Below are 22,588 nucleotides of genomic sequence, written 5' to 3' on the forward strand. Positions count from 1 at the left end.
TTCGGTTTACTTTTTGTTCTCCTTATTATTTGAAACTAAAGAACGATTAATTTGATTATCCTTAGTATCAGCTTTAATTAATTCTACATGTAATCCTAATGCTTGTAATTCTTTAGTAAAAACTCTAAAACTTTCAGGAATAGAAGGTTTAGGAAAACGTAAACCATTTACTATGGCATGATATAATTGATTACGCCCTATAATATCATCACTTTTCAAAGTTAAAATTTCTTGTAAAGTATGAGCGGCTCCATAAGCTAATAAACTCCAAGTTTCCATTTCTCCAATTCTTTGACCACCTAAAAAATTACGTCCACTACCAGGTTGTTGTAAAATCAAAGTATAAGTTCCAACATTTCTAGCATGTATTTTATCTTCCACCATATGAGATAATTTTAGCATATACAAAATACCAACAGATATAGAATTATCATATGGTTCACCTGTTCTACCATCATATAAAGTCATTTTACCATCAAAAGGTAAATTAGCTTCTTGCATAATATTTTTTAAATCCTCATTATTAGCTCCATCTAAAACCGGAGTGGCAACCTTAATATTTAATTTATGTGCGGCCATTCCTAAATGCATTTCTAAAATTTGTCCGATATTCATCCTACTAGGCACCCCTAAAGGATTTAAAATAACATCTATAGGAGTTCCATCAGACATATAAGGCATATCTACTTTAGCAGCAATACAAGAAATTACACCTTTATTACCATGTCTTCCGGCTATTTTATCACCTTCTCGAATTTTTCTCTTTTTAGCTATATAAACTTTAATAATTTCATTTACACCAGGAGTAGAAATGAAATCACCTTTTTTAACAGAAAAATATTGTACACTTTGAACGATACCGCTTTCGCCGCAAGGAACTTTTAAAGAAGCATCTTTATAATCTCGAGACTTTTCTCCAATAATAGTTTGAATTAATTTTTCATAAGGATTATTTTCTAAAGAACTTTGAGGAATAATAACTATTTTACCAACCAAATAATCACCTTCATTAACTTCAGAACCTGGAATAATAATTCCTCGAGAATCTAAATTTTTAATAGCTTCAGCACTGACATTAGGTATTTCGCGAGTTATTTCTTCTCGTCCAGCGCCTTTTTTTAATTCTCTAACTTGAATTTCATATTTACTAATATGAACAGAAGTAAAAATATCTTCTTGAACCAAACGTTCTGATAAAATAACAGCATCTTCATAATTATAACCATCCCAAGTCATAAAAGCTACTGTAACATTTTTACCTAAAGCTAATTCGCCTTGATGAGTAGATGAGCCATCAGCGATAATATCACCTTTATTAACATACTCATTAAACTTAACAATAGGTTTTTGCAAAATCAAAGTATCTTGATTAGATTTATCAAAAGTAGATAAAATATAAACCTTTTGTTCTCCGTGATTATTTTGAATAATAATTTTTTTAGCATCTACATAAACTACAAAACCACTATCTTCAGCAATAACTACACAACCAGAATCTTTCACTATTCTATGTTCAATACCAGTAGCTACAATAGGAGCTTCAGAAATTAACAATGGTAAAGCTTGTCTTTGCATATTAGCGCCCATTAACGCCCTAGAAGCGTCATTATGTTCTAAAAAAGGGATCGATGCTGTAGCTACAGATACAATTTGCTTAGGGGAAACGTCTATATAATCAATTTGATCAACATTATATAAACTAATTTCTCCGTTTCTTCTAGCAATTACTTTTTGTTGTTTAAAACTAAAATCATCATTTAAACAAGATGAAGATGTAGCAATAATACGATTTTCTTCTTGAATAGAAGTCAAATATTCATATTTAGGAGATACTACTGATTTACCATTTTCACGAATCACTTTAAAAAAAGGAGTCTCAATAAAACCATATTTATCTACTTGAGCATAAGTAGCCAACGAACAAATAAGTCCGATAGATGGTCCTTCTGGAGTTTCAATAGGACATAATCTACCATAATAAGAGTCATTAACATCTCTTAATTCTACACCTGCTCGATCACGATCGATACCTCCGCTACCCAATGCAGAAATTCTACGCTTTTGAGTAATAATCGCCAAAGGATTAATTTGATCCATAAAATGAGACAAACGAGAACTACAAAAAAAAGTTTTAATAGCCATAGAAAGAGATGAAAAATTAAATAACCCCCCTGGCGTAATAGATTCAAATTTACTTATAGACATACGATCTTTAATGTTTTTTTTAGTTCTATTTAAACCTACACGTAATTGATTTTTTAAAAGTTCTCCAATTAATCTTAATCGTCTATTACCTAAATGATCAATATCATCAATAGTTCCTATGTTATGATAAAGATTTAAATAATAACTAATAGACGCTATTATATCAGATAAAACAATATTTTCTGCATCTTCAGATTGATCATTACCTACAATTTTAATAAAACTTTTATTATTTTTATTATCTAAAATGTAAACTTCTAAACTCTCATTAAAAACTTTTTGTCGATCTCTAACAACTTTATTAATATACTCTTTATTAGCGAAATATTTAATAATTTTATCATCAATATTATATTTATGAGTTTCTAGTAAAGTATTTAAAACGTTATCGTCTAAAAGTGTATCAGCCTTAACTAATACTTGTCCCGTTTGAAAATGCACAATATCTTCTTTAATATAAATTTGATTATCATGTATACTTTTTCTATAAGTAAATATATTTTCATCATGATTTTGATTTTGTAAATGAAAATCTGAATTAACTAATTCTACACGAAATTTATCTCTATGTAATGCTAATTGTTTAATAATTTCATAATTTAAAAATGTTCCTGCCGGAAATAAAATTTTATTATTTGTTAAATCTTTAATATCTTGGGCTAAAAAAGTATTTTCAGCTCTATTTAAAACATCCAATTTACGATTTAATTTATATCTCCCTACTAAAGATAAATCATATTTATCCTTATCAAATAAACGAGTACGAATAAATTCTCTTGCTGCATTAGTAGGAACTCTTTCTCCTTGGTGCAATTTAGAATATAATTCTACAATAGCATCATTACAATTAGAATCATTATCTTTTTTAAAACTTAAATCTAATAAAGAATTAATTCCAAAAGCTTTTTCAATTTCTTCTTGAGTATCAAATCCTAAAGCATGAATAAATTTAGTTAAAGGTATTTTTTTTGAACGATCCAATTTAGCATATAAAAAATCTTTATTATTTTGTTCAAACTCTATCCAAGCACCTCTAGTAGGAATAATTTGGGCAGTAAAACGATTTTTATTAATTTTATTATCTAATTTAGAAGTAAAATATGCTCCTGCTGAGCGAACTATTTGGGAAACTACAACTCTTTCTGTACCATTAATTATAAAGGTTCCTGCAATAGTCATTAAAGGTAAATCAGTCATTAATATACGAGCTTTTTTAGTTTGTTTAGTTATAACATTTTCCAAGGTAACATTTAAAAATAATTCTGCACTATAAGTAAAACCTCTTTTTTTGGAATCTTCAGCATTAAATTTAGGTTCTTCTAAAAAAAAATCATTAAAATGTAACTTTAAATCACCATTATAACTCTCAATAGGAAAAATACTTTTCAATGATGCTTGAATACCGTAATCTAAAAACTCTTGAAATGATTTCGTTTGAATTTCGATTAAATTTGGTAAATCCAAATCATATTTCATTTTAGAATAATTTCGTCGTTCCACCTTAGTACCATATTTGACATTACAATATTTTTTCATTTTTTTATTTAGAACTCCCAACAAATATCAACATACATTTAATTCAAATTTCACAAAAATTAAATTCTTAATAAAAAAAACATTAAAAAATACTGATAACGATAAAGATAATAAAAAACCTAAGATACTTAATTTAGTTCTCAGGTTTCATAATATTTAAGTTATCAAAAAATTTTATTTATTGTTATGAAAAATTATATTTTTCAACCAATTTATCAAATATATTTTTTTATTCAATTTTGACTTGAGCTCCTAAATTTTCTATTTGTTTTTTAATTTCTTCAGCTTGTTCTTTATTTACATTTTCTTTAATTAATAAATTAGCATTTTCAGTTTTACATGATGTTAGTAAATCTCCAATACTAAATCCAAAATTTTTTGCTAAATATTGAATAACCGCAGGACGAGATTGACCCGCAGAAGTCATAACAACTTTAAACTCTGTTTGTTCATTTTTTTCTGTAGAAACTGCTTCATTAGTACTGTTTAAATTTGAAACATTTTCCATTTCAATACCAAAAGAATCTTGAATTTTATTTACTAATTCTTGTAATTCTTTAACTTTCATATCACCTAAAAACTCAATAATTTGCTCTATTTTGTTGTTGTCTGCCATTGTTAATCTCCTATTTATAATTAAATTTTATCTATTTTAAACAGATATTTTCGATTTCTATACAATATTAAAAATATAATATGTAATAATTATTATTTTAAATTTTTTCTTGTTTCTGTTTTATTAATAATTGTAAAACAGTAATTATATTTTTAACAGGCGCTGAAACACTAAATAACAACATAGATAATAATGCTGATTTAGATGGTATTTGCGCTAACTTAATCATTTGCTCTTCAGAACAAATTTCATTTTCTATAATACCAAAATTAATTTTTAAAAACTCATTAACCTTGGAAAATTTATATAAAGCATTTAAAGAAACAAAAATATCTGAAGAAGTAGATAAAGTCCAAAATAAAGCTTTAGGATTTTTAAATTCTGTTAATTCGTCATATCTTGATTTAGTTAACGCTCTTTTAATAATGTTATTTGGTATTATTTGAAACTTACAAGGAACCAATTCTTGTAATTTACGACGTAAATGGGTTAAATCACTTACTTTCGAACCTTTAAATTCTAACAAAACAACTAAGTTGGAATTATCAATATTTTGAGATAGATAATCAACATAATTACTTTTCTCTTTAATAACAGATTTTAACATAAATTGTTGTTTCCTTTTTTTAAACAATATAAATTATAAATTTATAGTATAATTGAAAAAATTTTTTATTTTAAAAATAATAAAAATTAAAAATAATATAACCATTTTTTTATAATATTACTTAATGGATAAAGGATCAACTTTAATACCAGGCGACATAGTTGAAGAAATAGTAATATTTTTAATCAATTCACCTTTTATTGTTTTAGGTTTGATAGAAATCAAATGATTATATAAAAAAATCAAATTTCCTGTTAATTGTTCTTTATTAAACGATATTTTACCTATTATCGTATGAAGATTACCAAATTTATCTGTTTTATATTCCATTCTACCTTTTTGGATATCTCGGATAATTTGTTCAACATCATCTGTCATAGTCCCTAATTTCGGATTAGGCATTAATCCTTTAGGTCCTAAAATTTTTCCTAACTTCGTCAAAGAAGGCATAAAACTAGAAACAGATATTAAAACATCAAAATCTGTCCAACCATTAGATATTTTGTCAATCAATTCTTGTTCGCCAACATAATCCGCACCTAATTCTTTAGCCTTCTGAGCCTGTTCACCTTGAGCAATTACAACAATACAAAACTTTTTACCCAAACCATAAGGTAAAACCACAGAACCACGTATATGTTGATCTACTTTTTTATGTTCCACATTTAAAACAAAAACGCATTCAGCAGTTTCATCGAATTTTGCAGTTTTAACATTATATAACAATTGAATAGCATCATGCATTTTATAAACTTGATTAAATTCTATTTTTTTACTAACTGATAAATATTTTTTACTTCTTGTCATAAATTTTAAGCCTTGTATACTATAATAATATGCCTTTCTTTTTTATTGATACTGCACAATAAATTATTATTTTTCCACAATAATCCCCATATTAATGGCAGTTCCTTCTATAATCTTAGAAGCTTGTTCTAATGAATAAGCATTTAAATCTGGCATTTTTAATTTAGCTATTTCTATAATTTGTTCATACTTAAGAGTAGCTACTTTATTTTTACTTGAATCTGAAGAACCTTTAGAAATATTAGCAGCTTTTTTTAATAAATCGCTTGTTATTGGGGTTTTTACAATAAATTTAAAACTTTTATCATCAAAAACTGTAATTTCTACTGGCAGAGTAAAACCTAATTTATCTTTAGTAGCTTCATTAAATTGAGAACAAAATAAAGGAATATTAACTTGAGCTTGTCCTAACACAGGTCCTATAGGGGGAGCAGGATTCGCTTTACCAGCCAAAATTTGTAACTTAATATTTTTAATAACTTTTATTGCCATTATAATTATTTAATACCAACCTTTTTGTTTCTAAAAATGTTTAAAATTTTATTATTTGTTTAAAAAACTATTTTATGAGAGAAAAATACGATTATTAAATATAAAAAAATAATTAATTCCGTAATTAATCCATAAAAATATCCAAAATATTCATAGTATTATAACATATTTCGCAATACTAATTAAATTTCTAAACAAATTTAAAATTATTATTATATTTTAATTCATTTCTTTAAAAGAAGAAAAAGAAATTTCTATAGGAGTTGCTCGACCAAACAAATCAATTTCAACCATAACTTTATCTCTTTCGTAATCTACTAAAGATACTCTGCCTACTTGACCAGCAAAAGAACCATTTATAATTTGAACTTGTTTATTAATTAAATGATCATAATTTGGCTTAGAAATTATTCCCATTTTCAATAATATAGGATTAATTTCACTTTCACTTAAAGGTATAGGTTTAGAACCTTTTTCTTTTTTAATAGAACCTAAAAATCCAGTTACTTTCGGAATATTACGAACTATAAACCAAGATTGATTTGTCATAATCATTTTAATAAAAATATAACCAATATAAATCTTTTTTTCTATTTCTTGTTTAGTTCCATCAGCTTTAATTTTAATATGTTTTTCGGTCGGACAAATAACCTCGTGAATTAAACTAGATATTCCGATACCACTATTAGCTATTTTTAATAAATCTTGTTGAACAACTTTTTCATAACCCGATTGAGTTTGTAAAATATACCATTTAGATTGAAAACTATTTTCATCCTCACCAAATGCATTGTTATCAAGTATTTTATTATTTTTTATTTTTGATTTCATTTTCAGCACCTAAAGACAATTCCATTAACAATTTTCAATAATTAAAATAAATTTAATTTCTAAAAATTAACTTTATTTTAAAATATTTTTAAAAAAAGATATCATATATATATCATAAAAATATTGAAATAAATTTAAAATAAAAATTAAAATAGCTGTAAATAAAAAAACTTGAATAATTTGTTTAAAAATTTGAAATTTTGTCGGAAAACTCACAAAACGAATATCAAAAAAAATTTTCCTTATAAAAGGAAAAATACTAATCACAAAGAAAACACTGGATAAAGATAATAAATAAATACTCAAAGTTTTTTGATCTGTAGAATTATGTATAAAATTACAACATATCCCTAGAAAAATCATAGATAAAAAAACACAAAAAACATTAATTAAACTATATTCTTCCCTTAATATTTGCATTAAAGGAATGGTTGGTTTTTCTTCAAACTTTTTATATGCCATAGCTATCTCCTTTATATTAAGATAATTTTATTTATCTCGTTTCTTCATGAATAATATGCTTTTTACAATAGCAACAATATTTATTTAAAACTAATTTTTGATTGCGATTATGAACCTTTACACGATAATTACGACTTAAACAAACCTTACATATTAAAATATTACTCTTAACCATTTTCTTATATTCTTTTTTTAAATCTCGACAATTTTATAAAATTTAATAATTAATTAATATAAATTAAAATAAATAAAAAATATAATTATAAATTTTTAAATCAAGATAACTTTTCTCAATATTATAACATGATTAAATTGTAAATAAATTAATATTTTTTATTTTTCATATATAAATAAAAAATAATGACTGCTGCAGAAACACTAACATTTAATGAATTCACCATACCTTGTGTCGGAATACTAACTAAAAAATTACATTTTTTTTTTAACAAAGGACGCATCCCTATACCTTCATTGCCTAATATAATAGCTAATGATTGTTCTACGGGAATAATATCTATATTTTTATCTAATCCGATTTCAGTTCCGATAATTATAAAATTAAATTTTTGTAAAGTTAAAATAGTTTGATATAAATTACATACTAAAAAAATATTAACATATTCTAAAGCTCCACTAGAAGTTTTTGCTACTGTACTATTCAAAGGTACTTGGTGCTTTTTGCTAACAATAATACCATCAAAATCACTTGCTTCTACAGTGCGTATAATTGCCCCCAAATTATGAGGATCTTGAATAGCATCCAAAATTAAAAATTTAACTATTTTATTGGATTTTTCTATTAAATATGTCAATAAATCTTTTCTATAAAAATAATCTTGAACTTCTGCCACTACACCTTGATGATTATTATTTTGAACTTTACTATTTAATTGATGTTTATCTAAATAACAATAATTCGGATAAGATTGAAATATAAAATTCAAAAAAGCTTTATCTTTCATAAGAGGGTTAATATATAAAACATAAATTTTTCGTTGAGCTTTGATAGCTTCTTTAATTATATTTTTACCATAAATAATTACCATATAATATAATTCTTTCAAAAAAAAATCAAAATAAAATTTAATTTAATATTATTTCTTGATTCGCCATAATATTAACAAATTAATCATAAATAATAGAAAAAAATCAAAAGTTTTAGTAAACATAACATATCTAATAGCCGCTGCAATTTCACGAATAAAAGGAACTTGCCATATCAACATAATAACTAATAAACAGAAAATAGACATAATTACAGAAAACAATAATAATTTAAACTTATTAAAAGGACGACAGTTTATAAATAAAATATTACCAAAAATAAAAGCAGTTACTAAAGTTAATAAATAGGATATTTGGTAATTAGATTGAAAAGTATTAGGTAATCCATTATATAAAGTTAATATCAAAATATAATTGACACTAATTAATAATCCATAAATTCCTGATTTTTTTAAAACATCCCTAATAAAAAAATTATTTAAAGGTTTATAATTAGCTTCTAAAGATAAGAAAAAAGAAGGTATACCTATAAAAAAAATATCAATAAAGTTTAATTGCAAAGGAGTAAAAGGGAAAAAAATTAGATTCTTACAAAAAAAATTATTAATTATTGTAATCCAAGCTAATAAAAAAGTAAAAATAGTCTTAGTTAAAAAAACAATCGAATTTTTTTCTAAATTATTAATTAATCTACGTCCTTCTAAAAAAACAACTGGTAAAGAATTAAATTTAGAATTTATTAAAATTAAATTTGCCACATTTTGAGCAGCTTTACTACCAGAAGCCATAGCGATAGATAAATCTGCTGTTTTAAAAGCTAAAATATCATTCACTCCATCTCCAATCATAGCAACTTTTTGATTATTATTCTTTAAAGAAGAGATTAATATTTGTTTTTGTTCCGGAGTAGCCCTACCAAAAACATCGTATTTAGTTGATATATCCAACAATTGCTCAGATTTAAAATTAGTCAAATTAATAGATTTGTCTGACACTGAATCAATTAAACCAATTCGTTTAGCTATAAAACCTGTAGTAAAAGCACTGTCACCAGAAATAATTTTTATTTTAATTCCTAATTTTTTAAAATAATTAATAGTTTCAACAGCATCATTTTTAATAATATCTTCTAACAAAATTAAAGAGATAACTTGATAATCTGTATTATTATTAATATTAGATAAAATATCATTAGTACGAACTAATAATAATACTCTATATCCTAAATTAGTATATTTTGAAACATCTTTATCAATAATATCATTTTTTTGTTTTAAAACAAATTCCGGAGCACCCAATAAAAATGTACCTAATTTTTCAAATTCAATAGCGCTATATTTTCTTATACTAGAAAAAGATTGCAAATCTCGTACTTTATAAATAATATTAGAATTCAAATAACCATTAAAATAATTATACAAAGCTTGTTGAGTAGGATTGTTATTAGAAAAATGTTGAACAAAATTAGCCATTAAAACGTTTAAAGAAATAACATCATCATTAAAGTAATTTAAAACTTTTTGAACACTCATTTTTCCATCAGTAATAGTACCAGTCTTATCTAAACATAATATATTTATTTGAGACAACATCTCAATCCCTAATAAATCTTTCATGTAAGCTTTACGTTTAAATAAGCGAATAAAACCTAAAATAGAAATCATACTCATTAACAAAAATAATCCAGAAGGCGTCATACCAAGCATGAACCCGCATATCCCCAATAAATAATCATCAGAAAAATTATAAAAATTAGATTTATAAGAAAAAAATAAAATTATAGTAGTAGGTATAGTTACAAAAAAAATTAATTTTACCAAAGCGGAAAATGTTTTTATTAAAGGTGTTTTAATATTTTGATATTTTTTAGCTTGTTTAATCAAATTAGAAACATAAGTGTCTTCATCTAAAGCGATAACTTCTGCATAAGCTGAACCTGAAACAATATAACTACCAGAATATAAAATATCACCTGTTTTTTTCAAAACTGATTTAGATTCTCCTGTTAAAAATGATTCATTAACTTCTAAAACTCCATATTTAACACGAGCATCAGCAACAATTTGATTTCCTAAATCTAAAACTAAACAATCGCCTAAAACTAAATTAGAACTTAAAATTTCTATAATATGACCATTTCGAACAACTTTAATATTATTAGGTAAAATTAAATTAATTTTATCTAAAGTTTTTTTTATTTTAATTTCTTGAATAATACTAATAATAATATTCAAAGAATTAACTATTAAAAAAAATAATTGATCATAACGTCGAATTTTCAAAATAACAATAACAATAAAAAGTAATAACAAATTTAGACATGTAAACAAATTATTACCAATAATACTTAAAATACTTTTATCATTATTGATTGATTTATATTGTTTTTGATTTTTCAATCTTTGATTTACTTCATGATTAGTAAGACCTAAATTGCTTAAATCTTGATGCGAAAAATTATTAATTGCAGAATTTTCCAAACTTGTTTTATTAAAATCGTTATTCATATTTTCACCTGCTCCAAAATAATAATTACTTAAAATCAACGATCAAATAAAATTTTTTTGTAATAAAATATTTCTAAAAAAATCTGCTTGATTAAAGTCTTTTATATTTTTAGCTTGTTGCCATAAATAATAATATTCAATCATTTGTTCTGTTACATTATTTAATGTAACCGAAATATCTAAATTATTTAAAATATAAATTAAAGTATAATATAATTCCGATAATACCAATAAATTATTTATATTTTTGGAAATATTTTTTAATAATTGTTCAATCAAAGTAACAACATTAGGAGTGTCAATATCATTTTGCATAAATTTATGAAATTTTTGTAAATAATTTTTATTTATTTCATAATTATAAAAATTATTAATTACTAATATAAAATTAATTTTGTTTAAAATTTTTACTATTTTAAAGTACTTAAACTTAATATCATATATTAAGGCTTTAGTATAATTGATTGGTTTTAAATAATGAAAATGACAAAATAAAAATTTAATCACATTAGGTTCTTTAATATCCATCAATAAATCTTTCACTAAAATAACATTATTTAAAGATTTACTCATTTTATGATTATGATAATTAACATGTCCTACATGCATAAAATAACGAGCTAAAGGTTTACCGTCGCTAGCTATAAATTGAGCTTGTTCATTTTCATGATGAGGAAATTTTAAATCATGACCTCCACCATGAATATCAATAGTATTCCGAAAAATCTCTCTAATCATTACTACACATTCAGTATGCCATCCAGGTCTACCCAAAAACCAAGGACTTGAATAACGAATACCGATATCAGTTTTTTTCCATAAAACAAAATCTTCTGAATTTTGTTTTAAAAAAACATTTTTTCGATGAACATTTTTATATAATTTATCAATATTTTGACTACTTAAGCGACCATAATCAATAATACTATTAGTACAAAAATAAATGCCTTTGTCACCAAGATAAGCATATTTTTTTTTTAAAAGTAAACTAATATATATAATCATTTGATTTATATAATCAGTCACCAAAGGGAACTTATCAATTCCGTGAATATCTAATTTATCTAACAAATTAAAAAAATGTTCTTTATAGTAATTAGCTATTTGTCTCTCAGTACTTTTATTTTTAATAGCAACTTTAATAATTTTATCATCCAAATCGGTAATATTTACAACCCAAAAAACTTTAAAGCCTATAAACATTAAATATTTTTTTAACAGATTAAAAAAAATTAAAGATCTAATATTACCTATATGAAGATGATCATAGACGGTAGGACCACAAACATAAATATTAACTAGCGAACCATTCAAAGGATGAAAATCCTCTTTAATACCAGTTAAAGAATTATAAAGTTGTAACATTAAAAAACCTTTTTATATCTTTAAATTTTTTTATACTTTATAAATAACATTTATTTTTATCAAAAAAAAGAAAAAAATAAAATTATTCTAATCAAATAATGAATCATTAAATTAGTTTAAATTTTTCTAAATTATTTAATACTTTATCTTTACCTAAAAGTTCTAGATAATCAAATAAATTAGGACCTTGTAATTGACAAGTACATAATATTCTAACTATTTTAAATAAAAGTTTTAATTCTATATTAAAATGATTTTTTAAATTTAAAATTATTTGTTTTAAATTTAAAGATTGAAAAATATCCAATTTATTCAACAATTCCGACAAAATAGGTATAACTTCGTATCCTTTATTTTTTAGTAAAAAAAGTTTTAATTCATCTGTTATTTTGTGTTCAGTTTCAAAAAACCATCTATAAATTTCAATAATTTCTTTTACGTAGCATAATCTATCACGTAATAAAATAACTAATTTACTTAATTGATCGTCTTGTAAATCAATATTAAATTGTTGAAAAAAAAATTTTACTCTAATAACTAATTCTTCTAAAGATAATTTTTTTAAATATTCTTTATTGATAAAATTTAATTTATCAATATCGAAAACAGCAGGATCTTTAATAAAACGCTTAACATTAAATAAATTAATCATAAGCTCTTTGTTCAAAATATTTTGATTAGTTTGCGGAGAAAACCCTAAAAAAAACAAAAAATTCAAAATTGCTTCCGGTAAATAACCTAAATTTTGATATTGTTCAATAAATTGAATCGCATCGAAATTACGTTTACTCATTTTTTTTTTATTTTTATCTAAAATTAATGACATATGAGCGAAACAGGGTATATCCCAGTTAAAAGCTTGATAAATCATTATTTGTTTAGGGGTATTAGTAATATGCTCTTCTCCTCGAAAAATATGAGAAATTTTCATCAAATGATCATCTATTGCGACAGCATAATTATAAGTAGGATAACCATTTTCCTTTAATATAATCCAATCTTCAATATCTTTACTAGCAAATTTAATAGGACCACGAATTAAATCTACAAAAGAATATTGTTGATCTTTAGGTACTCTAAAACGAACTACATAATCATTTTTATTTTCATCAGAGTAAACCTTATATGCTAATTGTTTTTCCAACAATAATCGTGTGTATTTTTCATAAATCAATAATCTTTCGGATTGCCGATAAGGACCATAACATCCTCCGATATCAGGACCTTCAGACCAATCCAAACCTAACCATTTCAATTGTGATAGTTGTTTTTCTTCGCTACCAGTTATATTACGAATAGTATCTGTATCTTCTATACGAATAATAAAAGAACCTTTAAATAAATGAGCAAATAAATAATTAAAAAATGCTGTTCTAGCATTGCCGATATGTAACCCGTTACCAGTCGGACTTGGCGCATAACGCAATCTCACAGATTCCATAACTATCCCCTTTTTTAAGAAAACCAAAACTAATCATTTAAATTTAAAAATTTAATTTCAATAATAAATAAAAATGAAAATTATAAAAACATCAACGTTTAGAAAATTGAGGACGAGCTCGTGATTTTCTGTAACCAGGTTTTTTGCGTTCTACAATACGAGCATCTCTAGTTAAAAAACCTGCTTTTTTTAAAATACTTCTCAAAGATGGTTTAGCTCTTAACAAAGCTCTAGAAATGCCCAAACGAATAGCTTCTGCTTGAGAGGTAGAGCCTCCACCATGAACAATAACTTGAATATTATAACAATTTAACTCATTAGTTAATTTTAAAGGTTTTAAAATTTCCGAACGATTAATAGGGGATGATATATATTCTTCAAAATTTCTGTTATTAATTATAATATTTCCTGAACCTGTTCTTAAAATAGTTCTTGCAACAGAAGTTTTACGCCTGCCAGTTCCATTAAATTGTATTATTGTCATATTAAAATTATACCTCTAAATTTTCTGGATTTTGAGCTTTATGTTTATGAATATTATCAGCATAAACAAACAATTTTTTTCTTATTTTGTTACCTAATTTATGTTTAGGTAACATACCAAAAACCGCTTTTTCAATGATTCTATTAGGAAATTTTTGCATCATTTCCTGAAACTTTACTTGAGTCAAGCCGCCAGGATATCCTGAATGTCTATAATATTTTTTTTGATTAACTTTTTTTCCTGTTAAATTAACTTTTTTAGCATTAATAACTATTACATAATCACCATTATCGATATGAGGAGTATAAACAGTTTTATGTTTACCCATCAAAATAGAAGAAATTTTTGTCGCTATTCTTCCTAAAACTTTTTGATTGGCATCGATAATATACCATTTTCTTTTTAAATCATTTTCACTCATACTAGAAGTGCGATTTAAATCAGTTAAGTTTTTATTATAAAATACTGTAGTATTATTAGTCATAAATTCAAAAAATCTCCATTTAAACAATTAATAACAATTGTCAATTAATAATTTATATAAATTATAAAATTTTATATAAATTGTAAAATTAAATATATAATAAAACATTAACCAATTAAATAAAATAAAAAAATATTTAAATTTTGTTATTAAATTTATAAAACAATAATATCCGACATAACAGCAACATTTAAAATAACAATGAAAATCATAATATATAATAAAAACTACCAAAAGAAATGGTAAAACTTTAAAATAAACCCCAATAAAACAGATAGATAATCAAATTATATTAAAATCAAATAATAATGTCAAGCATCTTTTAAATAGTTTTTTTATAAAAATATAAAATAAAATTAATACAATAATAAATTAAAAGACGAAATTTAAAAATAGAATATTTTTTTATATAAGATAGCTACAAATTATTATTGTATAAATTTTAATTTAAAACTGGAGCGAATGATGGGAATCGAACCCACATATCTAGCTTGGAAGGCTAGGGTAATAACCATTATACGACATTCGCATAATTTTAGATAAATTAAATTTAAAATTAATAATAAAATGGTCGGGAAGACAGGATTCGAACCCGCGACCTCCTGGATTGTGATAGAATTATTGCGTTTCATGATTTTTTCATTATTACAACAAGCCCCACACAACACCGTACAAACAAGTTTCCAAGTATACGGCGTTTAAATAATTTCATTTCAATATTTCTAACGAATAAAATTTAAATTTTATTAACTTTAGAGATATTCAATTATAAATAGAAATTATTTTGCCCCTTTCGCCTTGTAATTAGTTTTCCTAATCTCTTAAATGGGATCATATGATAAGAATATTCCAAAACTTACCTTGAATACACCATGACTACTATGGTTTTGCTTTTCCCTTGCCGCATTATAAATTTAAAATTATAAAAGATATAATACAGTTTAGGGAGATAGAAGTTACTCCAAATTATTTACCCGATGACCTTAGGTGAGATAACCTATAATAAATTAAAATCTGTTTTAACCAAAAAATTTAAAATAGGTGAATCTTAAATGTAGTCCTTTAATTAAAAAACTAAAGGTGATAATTATTTTAATCTTGGGACAAATTAAAATAAAACTTCAAAATAACTAAAATTATTAGTTTATCTTTATTAAAATCGATTTCTTAATTCTCTTAGACTCTAATTAAAGTTTATCCATAGTCATCATTCAACTTGCACTAATCTATTGTAAAAATTATTTTACTCAATGCGCTTTTATATCTTGCTATAATCAATTAATCTTTCGATTTAATTAACCAGATATATGTTGCATCATATTATCATAATGATGGTGGATGGTTAAGCCACTAAAAATTTTGGGCATCTTTCTCGCCCTCCCAAACCAGGCGCTCTAACCAAACTAAGCTACTTCCCGACAAATAATAATAATAATGAATGGCACACCCAAGAGGATTTGAACCCCCAACCTTCTGAATTAGGATAGATTAAATCGGTTTAGAAAAATAATTAATTAGATTTCATATTCGAAATTAGCCCCCCACAGAACCGGACAAGTAAGTTTCCAAACATCCGGCTCCTAATATCTTTGTTTTGTTATTTAAATACATAAAAAAATTATTACTAACTCATATTAATAGTATGTTATTATATTTTAAAATATCCACTAAATAATCACTCGTTTAAACCGGTTTAGGTTTATATCGATTTTAAACATATAGTTGATGAATTAGATTTTAATAACTTAAAATCAAAAAAAACTATTAGATATTAATAATTTATTCATCTACTCCGGTACTAAAAAATTTTAAAAATAAATATGATTAAATAAAAAATAATAATCACAAAAATTTTAATAAATTTTTAGAAAAAATTTTTTAAGTTAAATTATCCATAAATTAAAAAAGAACCTTAACGCGGATTGATAAAATAGTTAAATACTAATTTTTAAGTTTATTAAATAAAAAACTGAAAGATATTGAAACTCTTTCGCCTTGTAAAGGTTATTATCCTTCGCCGTGATCAGGTTCTTCTAAAATATTCCAATTTTAGAATTAAACTGACGACTACTCTAAGTTTCACTTTTCCCTTGGATCAGCCACTGGCTGTTTTAAGATTTTTATCAAAAATCTATCTTTAGGGAGATCAAAGTTACGACATAATTCTACGTGAAGTTTTAGGTTCAGTTTACAATTTATTTATTAAATTGAGGCATTTATGTATTTTAAAAAACATAAAAAGGTATTTGTTTGAAGAGTCAGTTGAACTAACTTTACAGATAATTAAAAGATACTACGAATCTATATCTTTTACCTTCAAAATCTCGGTTATTATTATCAATATCTTACCGAAGATGTCTCTGAAATTACCACACTTTTTAACTGATTAGGGATTTTCACCTTCTCCTTGACTTCTGGTCTGGCGCCGACTTATTGACTAGATATTTCGTCTCATCGCGCTTGCGTGCTTTTGCTGTTATTAATTACTCTTTCGAGACAATTAATCAAGCCCACCTTACAGTGTTTACGTGACCTCTGGAGATTATCGCTCCAGGCTATGCGTTAAATAGCGGAATTATGCGCATCTTTTGCGCCCTCCGTAGTCAGATGCTCTATCCAGTTGAGCTATGGGTGCAATATTTATAAAAACAAAATAATTTTAAATCTGGTGACCCGTACGGGATTCGAACCCGTGAATGCATGCGTGAAAGGCATGTGAGTTAACCATTTCTCCAACGGGCCTAAATGCATTTTCATAATAATCTGAAATAAAATAATTTTAAATAAAAAATAAAATAAACAAAATATCAAAATACTCACTTAAATAAAACTTCACATATTAAATTTTTTTAACCCAAATTAAATATTTCGAATATTTATAGTTCGTAATCAAAATTAAAAAATTCAATTAATTAAACTGCTTTTTATTCTAACAACATTAACCATTAAAGTCAATATTAAAATAATCATTTTATCGAACTTAATTGATTTTTAATTTAAAATTAATAATTTTTTAAACCATTAAATATAAAAAAAATTAAAAAAATTAACAATAAAATTTTTATAAAACATTATCTTAAAAAAAAAATATGTTAGAATTAATCTTGTATAAGATTAAAATATCAACAAATTTATTATGATTTTTTATTTTTTTAATCTTACTAATGAAAGGATAAATTTTACATATATGCATACAAAAATAAACAATATCAAAAAATTTTTTAACATTAAAAATTCATTAAATATTTTCATAATTTTAATATTATTTACTTTTAATTATATAACTTTAAATTCAAAATTTTTATTAAAAGCTAATACGACAGAAGAAACTTCGACAGCAGACGATATATTGGCATTTTTACAAGAAATTAAAAGTAAACCAGAAATAGCAAAAAATTCATCATTATCGTCACAATGCGACGCTTTAATCAATGAATATGATCAAATAAAAAAAGCTATATATACTTTTTTTAATGAAAATGCCAACATTAAACAACTAAAATCAACATTATTTGATAAAAAAGATGAAAAAATATCTTCAGTCCGAAACCAAATTAATAGCATTGATAATATAGTAAAAAATCTACCAAACCAAGATAACGATGAATTAAAAACAAAATCAAAAGAACTCGATGATTCAATAACAGAATATTTAAATACAATTAACGATTTAATTGAAAGTGCATTATACTTACAAAATACACAACCAGAAGAAGTAACTATTGATTTATTAACAAATAATTTAACAAAATTTCAAGAGATATGTAATAATTTCCAAGACAAAACGGAAAAACTAATACAATTAAATTCTGATATTTTGAGTTTAGCAACGAGCAAACACTTAAATGATGATATAAAAAACGAACTTGACGAACTAAAAATAGCAATAGAAAACATATATATACCCGTGGAAGCACAACTTATAAAGGAAAAGATCATTGATCAATCTACAAATTATAAACAACTATCATTAGATACCATAATAAAACAAACTTTTAACGACGAATTCATAAAATTAACAAATTTAAAAGATGAAATTAATCAAGTTATAAACACTGATAATAATTCTAATACTAACACTAACAATAGTGATAATGATAATTTTAAACTTTCATCAGATAATAACTCTTCATTAGCAACCAAATTATTTTACTTATTGTGCGTTATAATAACAATAACATTTTTACTTATAATTTATCAATTTAACAAAAAACCTCAACATAAAAATCATTTATAAATATTTAAATTTGTTATTAAAACAAATAAAAAAACACTCTCCTAATGTGTATAAAAACATTTAGAGAGTGTTTTTTTATTTAAAATTTTTTTAAAATTTCATTATCCAAAAAATAAAAATGGCGGAGCAGAAGGGATTCGAACCCTTGCATCAATTTCTTGAACTACATCCTTAGCAGAGATGCCTCTTATAGCCACTTGAGTACTGCTCCATAAAAAAATTTATTAATTTTTATTTTAAAAAATGTTAATACGCAATAGATTATAACAAATATAAAGTAAGAAATAAAAAAAATCTTATTTTTTTTAAAATTATCAACAATAATTCTCCGTTATAAAACGGAAAATTAAACAAATTGATTAATTTTAAATTTATTTTTTTATATTAAAAAAACGCAACAAAGAATAACCAAAATAAAATAAAATAATAAAAATAATAATTTTAATAAAATTACGTTCTAACCAAAATTGCCAACCTTGTTGAGTATTAATTATATTTTTTGAATATTTTTGTAAAAAATTAAATACCATATTTTCAATTTCTTCTTCTGATGTAATTGTTTCATCTAATTTTAAATTATGATTAATCCATAAACTAGCTCGTTTACTGATTAAGTTGATAGTGTTAAGATCAGTAGAATCATGAAAATAATTAGACAAAAAATATTGATTAACAATTTGATTAATTTTTGTTTCTAACTTTTGTTCAAATTGTTGTTGATAAATCTCGATTGATTTTTTTAAATTATCAATAATATTATCCAATTCTAAATTTTGTTGAAAATAATTTTTAATTAATTGATTTATTAAATTTTTTTTCAATTTAGATTTTTCGAAAATAGGAACAGAGAGATCTAAATGTTGATATATTTTTTCTTCCCAAATTCTATAATATAAACTATCTTGTTGATAAAAATATTTTTCTTGATTCATAAATATTTTATTTAAAATTTCTTCAGATAAAATATTATCTCGAATCAATGAATCTAATTCTTGATCAAATTCTTGAATAGTTGTTTTTTTTAAATATTCTTTAATTTGTTCAATTTGAATTTGAGAAAATATTTTTTTATTTAAACTCATTTGATTAATTATTTCAGTTATTTTATCATTAATCAATTTTTTAAGGCGATCATAAAGATCTTTATTTAATCGTATAATAATCTTTTCTAAACAAGTTTCTCGAGAAATATTATAATCTTTCCAACATAAATTGATTTCTTCTTCAATCAATTTAACAATATTTAAATTCAATAAATCCTTAATCATTTTCTGAGATAAATTTATTTTAGAAATTATCTCGTTAATCCATTTATCTTTAAATTGTTTTAACCAATCATTAAATAATTCATTTAATACCAAATCATTTAAAGAATTAATTCGGGGATTAATCTCTTCTATCATATTATTCTTTTTTTTTCGTAAAAACGGATATTCTTTAATAAAATTTTCCCATTTTTCAGACAATAAAGAAATAATTTCTTTTTGTTTAGATAAATCCCAAACAAAATATATACAATTAACCTTATATTTATCATTTGTAATATATAACCTTAAAAGTTCTTCCGGATTAGAAATTTTTAAAGTTGGCAAACTATTATAAAAGCTCAAATTATCAGTTATAACCTCTTTAAAATCTAAATAAAAACCTAATAAATGTTCAGGCCACATATTATTCAAATGAATATCATAAAAATAACCTCCATCATTTCTTAAAGAAATATAGACAGGTTTTTTATTTTCTTGACTATTATTTTTAATTAATTGATAATATTCTAATTCTATTGGTTCGAAATCGTTATCTTCAAAAAGTTGCTTAATAGGGATACCATTGTATTCTTTAATAAAAGCTAAATCTTTCCAATTATTAGCTTGATGTTGATGATTTTCCCAATTACCTTGTCCCTTATTAACTTGATTAATTTCTAGTTTTAAATCTAAAGATAACTGCAAATCAATTAATTTTATATAAGGATGTTGATGATTTAATCTTTGCGAGATAGTAACAGCTTGATTTAATAAACTAATTAAACCACGAGGAGTTTTTAATTCATCATAATTAAACTTAAATATAATTTTAGGAATATCATTTATCAAATAATCATAAGCCATTAAATCTAATTTATAATCTTTAGCTTTTAATTTTAAAAATTCCTGAATAGAAGGTAAATCCCACAAATCAACTTTAATACGTTTATCAAAACGACTTAAAATAGCTGAATCTATTTCTTCTAAGATATTTGTCATAGCGACAATAAACACAGGTTTTTCTTTATCTTCGTGAACACCTTCTAAATAAGATAAAAAAGCAGCCACAATATTACCATGATCAGTAGTCAAAGAATTGCTCGATCGAGAACGAAATACACTTTCGCATTCATCTATTAAAATAATACTTGGAAATTTTTTACGAGCTTCCATAAAAAGATTTTCTATTAATCTCGGAGCTTCACCTACATAAGTTTTTGAAAAATCCGAAGATGATAAAGTAAAAACCGATAAACCTGATTCTCGAGCAAATGCTTCAGCTAAATAAGTTTTACCTGTACCTGGAGGACCATACAAGATAATACCTTTAGGAGGCTTTTTCATACCCATGGTCAAATATTGATTAGTATTTTTAAGATAATTCAGATAATCTTGCAATTGTTCTTTTTCGTTAGACATACCAATCAATTGACTAAATAAAGGCATTTGAGAAGTATCTTTAAAAAATCTTTGAGCATCAATATTTAAAGATGTATTTTTAATATTTTCAGAATCTTTTTTATCTAAAAAATTTAACAATGAAGATGTAACAGTCTCCATACTTTTTAAAACACGTTCAAAAGTATTAAGGTGATTATCTATTTTTTGGTTTAAATCTGCGTTATCACGTTTAACCCTGTCCAAATTTCCCTGTAATTGATCACGTTTTTCTTGTAAAGTTCGTAATTCGGTTTGAAGTGTATTAATAGTTGTTTCACTAGATTGATGATCTTGTTGTAATTCGGCTTTAATGGTTTCCAATGATACAGAGATGTTTGCCAAATCTTGATGCGCTTTTTCTAAATCTTTTTCGTATCGAGCAACCTTGCCTTTATTAGTTATTAAATCTTCTTTTAAGCCATCGATTTCAGATTTTAACTGGTGACGTTCCTGTTCGGATAAATCTGCTTGTTGACGATATTGAGATTCTTTATCTGCAATAGTTTGTTTCAAAGAAGCAATACTTGTTAATAAATTGCTTTGGTGATCATGAGTTTCTGACACCACTTGATTGAGATGATCAATAATTTTACGTTGTTGCGCAAGACGTTCTTTTAACAAACCCATTTCCTCTTGTAAAGAGGTTAATTGTCGTGTTAATTGTTCATTTTGGTTCTTTAAATCTGCGTTATCCTGTTTAACCCTGTCCAAATTTCCCTGTAATTGATCACGTTTTTCTTGTAAAGTTCGTAATTCGGTTTGAAGTGTATTAATAGTTGTTTCACTAGATTGATGATCTTGTTGTAATTCGGCTTTAATGGT

Annotated in this window: 16 protein-coding genes and 3 tRNA genes; 1 reads left to right on the top strand and 18 read right to left on the bottom strand. The window is 24.3% G+C overall.

From position 1 onward, the window contains the following. Window positions 1-6 precede the first annotated feature (6 nt). From rpoB to NQK76_RS00860, 16 genes are all read right to left on the bottom strand, one after another. Complete coding sequence (gene rpoB, locus NQK76_RS00785) at window positions 7-3,741, bottom strand: DNA-directed RNA polymerase subunit beta (RefSeq protein WP_255872624.1); 3,735 nt, start codon at window positions 3,739-3,741, stop codon at window positions 7-9. A gap of 229 nt (window positions 3,742-3,970) precedes the next feature. Next, window positions 3,971-4,357 carry a ribosomal protein bL12 gene (locus NQK76_RS00790; RefSeq protein ID WP_004994956.1) on the bottom strand — a complete coding sequence of 129 codons (387 nt, stop codon included), beginning with the start codon at window positions 4,355-4,357 and terminating at the stop codon, window positions 3,971-3,973. A 97-nt stretch (window positions 4,358-4,454) separates the two neighbouring features. Further along, window positions 4,455-4,964, bottom strand: a complete 510-nt coding sequence (gene rplJ / locus NQK76_RS00795; protein ID WP_004994959.1) for a 50S ribosomal protein L10 — start codon at window positions 4,962-4,964, stop codon at window positions 4,455-4,457. A gap of 117 nt (window positions 4,965-5,081) precedes the next feature. Then, window positions 5,082-5,771 carry a 50S ribosomal protein L1 gene (rplA, locus tag NQK76_RS00800; RefSeq protein WP_004994962.1) on the bottom strand — a complete coding sequence of 230 codons (690 nt, stop codon included), beginning with the start codon at window positions 5,769-5,771 and terminating at the stop codon, window positions 5,082-5,084. A gap of 66 nt (window positions 5,772-5,837) precedes the next feature. Next, window positions 5,838-6,263, bottom strand: a complete 426-nt coding sequence (gene rplK, locus NQK76_RS00805) for a 50S ribosomal protein L11 (protein ID WP_255872625.1) — start codon at window positions 6,261-6,263, stop codon at window positions 5,838-5,840. 219 nt (window positions 6,264-6,482) lie between these two features. Next, window positions 6,483-7,094, bottom strand: coding sequence for a transcription termination/antitermination protein NusG (nusG, locus tag NQK76_RS00810; RefSeq protein WP_255872626.1), 612 nt, complete (start codon window positions 7,092-7,094; stop codon window positions 6,483-6,485). Between the two features lie 72 nt (window positions 7,095-7,166). Continuing rightward, window positions 7,167-7,556, bottom strand: coding sequence for a hypothetical protein (locus NQK76_RS00815; protein WP_004994970.1), 390 nt, complete (start codon window positions 7,554-7,556; stop codon window positions 7,167-7,169). Window positions 7,557-7,587: 31 nt separating this feature from the next. Then, window positions 7,588-7,731: a 50S ribosomal protein L33 gene (rpmG, locus tag NQK76_RS00820; RefSeq protein WP_082396465.1), complete on the bottom strand. Its 144-nt coding sequence runs from the start codon at window positions 7,729-7,731 to the stop codon at window positions 7,588-7,590. 148 nt (window positions 7,732-7,879) lie between these two features. Beyond that, the gene (gene rlmB / locus NQK76_RS00825; protein ID WP_004994972.1) at window positions 7,880-8,602 is read right to left on the bottom strand and encodes a 23S rRNA (guanosine(2251)-2'-O)-methyltransferase RlmB; all 723 of its coding nucleotides are present in this window, start codon (window positions 8,600-8,602) and stop codon (window positions 7,880-7,882) included. A gap of 48 nt (window positions 8,603-8,650) precedes the next feature. Continuing rightward, complete coding sequence (locus tag NQK76_RS00830) at window positions 8,651-11,068, bottom strand: HAD-IC family P-type ATPase (RefSeq protein ID WP_255872627.1); 2,418 nt, start codon at window positions 11,066-11,068, stop codon at window positions 8,651-8,653. A gap of 42 nt (window positions 11,069-11,110) precedes the next feature. Next, complete coding sequence (gene cysS / locus NQK76_RS00835) at window positions 11,111-12,433, bottom strand: cysteine--tRNA ligase (RefSeq protein ID WP_004994974.1); 1,323 nt, start codon at window positions 12,431-12,433, stop codon at window positions 11,111-11,113. A gap of 106 nt (window positions 12,434-12,539) precedes the next feature. Then, window positions 12,540-13,874 (bottom strand): glutamate--tRNA ligase, encoded by a 1,335-nt coding sequence (gene gltX, locus NQK76_RS00840; protein ID WP_255872628.1) that lies wholly within the window; start codon window positions 13,872-13,874, stop codon window positions 12,540-12,542. Window positions 13,875-13,965: 91 nt separating this feature from the next. Continuing rightward, a complete protein-coding gene (gene rpsI / locus NQK76_RS00845; protein WP_004994977.1) occupies window positions 13,966-14,358 on the bottom strand; it encodes a 30S ribosomal protein S9 in 393 nt (130 codons plus the stop codon). 7 nt (window positions 14,359-14,365) lie between these two features. Further along, window positions 14,366-14,842: a 50S ribosomal protein L13 gene (gene rplM / locus NQK76_RS00850; RefSeq protein WP_004994978.1), complete on the bottom strand. Its 477-nt coding sequence runs from the start codon at window positions 14,840-14,842 to the stop codon at window positions 14,366-14,368. 454 nt (window positions 14,843-15,296) lie between these two features. Continuing rightward, window positions 15,297-15,371 (bottom strand) — tRNA-Gly (locus NQK76_RS00855). Window positions 15,372-17,508: 2,137 nt separating this feature from the next. Further along, window positions 17,509-17,584 (bottom strand) — tRNA-Glu (locus NQK76_RS00860). Between the two features lie 445 nt (window positions 17,585-18,029). Between NQK76_RS00860 and NQK76_RS00865 the strand changes: the two genes are divergently transcribed. Continuing rightward, window positions 18,030-19,079, top strand: coding sequence for a hypothetical protein (locus tag NQK76_RS00865; protein ID WP_255872629.1), 1,050 nt, complete (start codon window positions 18,030-18,032; stop codon window positions 19,077-19,079). Window positions 19,080-19,198: 119 nt separating this feature from the next. Here NQK76_RS00865 and NQK76_RS00870 read toward each other — a convergent pair. Beyond that, window positions 19,199-19,290 (bottom strand) — tRNA-Ser (locus NQK76_RS00870). Window positions 19,291-19,450: 160 nt separating this feature from the next. Continuing rightward, window positions 19,451-22,588: AAA family ATPase (locus NQK76_RS00875; protein ID WP_255872630.1), on the bottom strand; the 3,138-nt coding region annotated here is incomplete at its 5' end.

Origin of the sequence: Candidatus Phytoplasma australasiaticum subsp. ipomoeae, assembly GCF_024425275.1 — a bacterium.
Taxonomy (GTDB): domain Bacteria; phylum Bacillota_I; class Bacilli_A; order Acholeplasmatales; family Acholeplasmataceae; genus Phytoplasma; species Phytoplasma australasiaticum.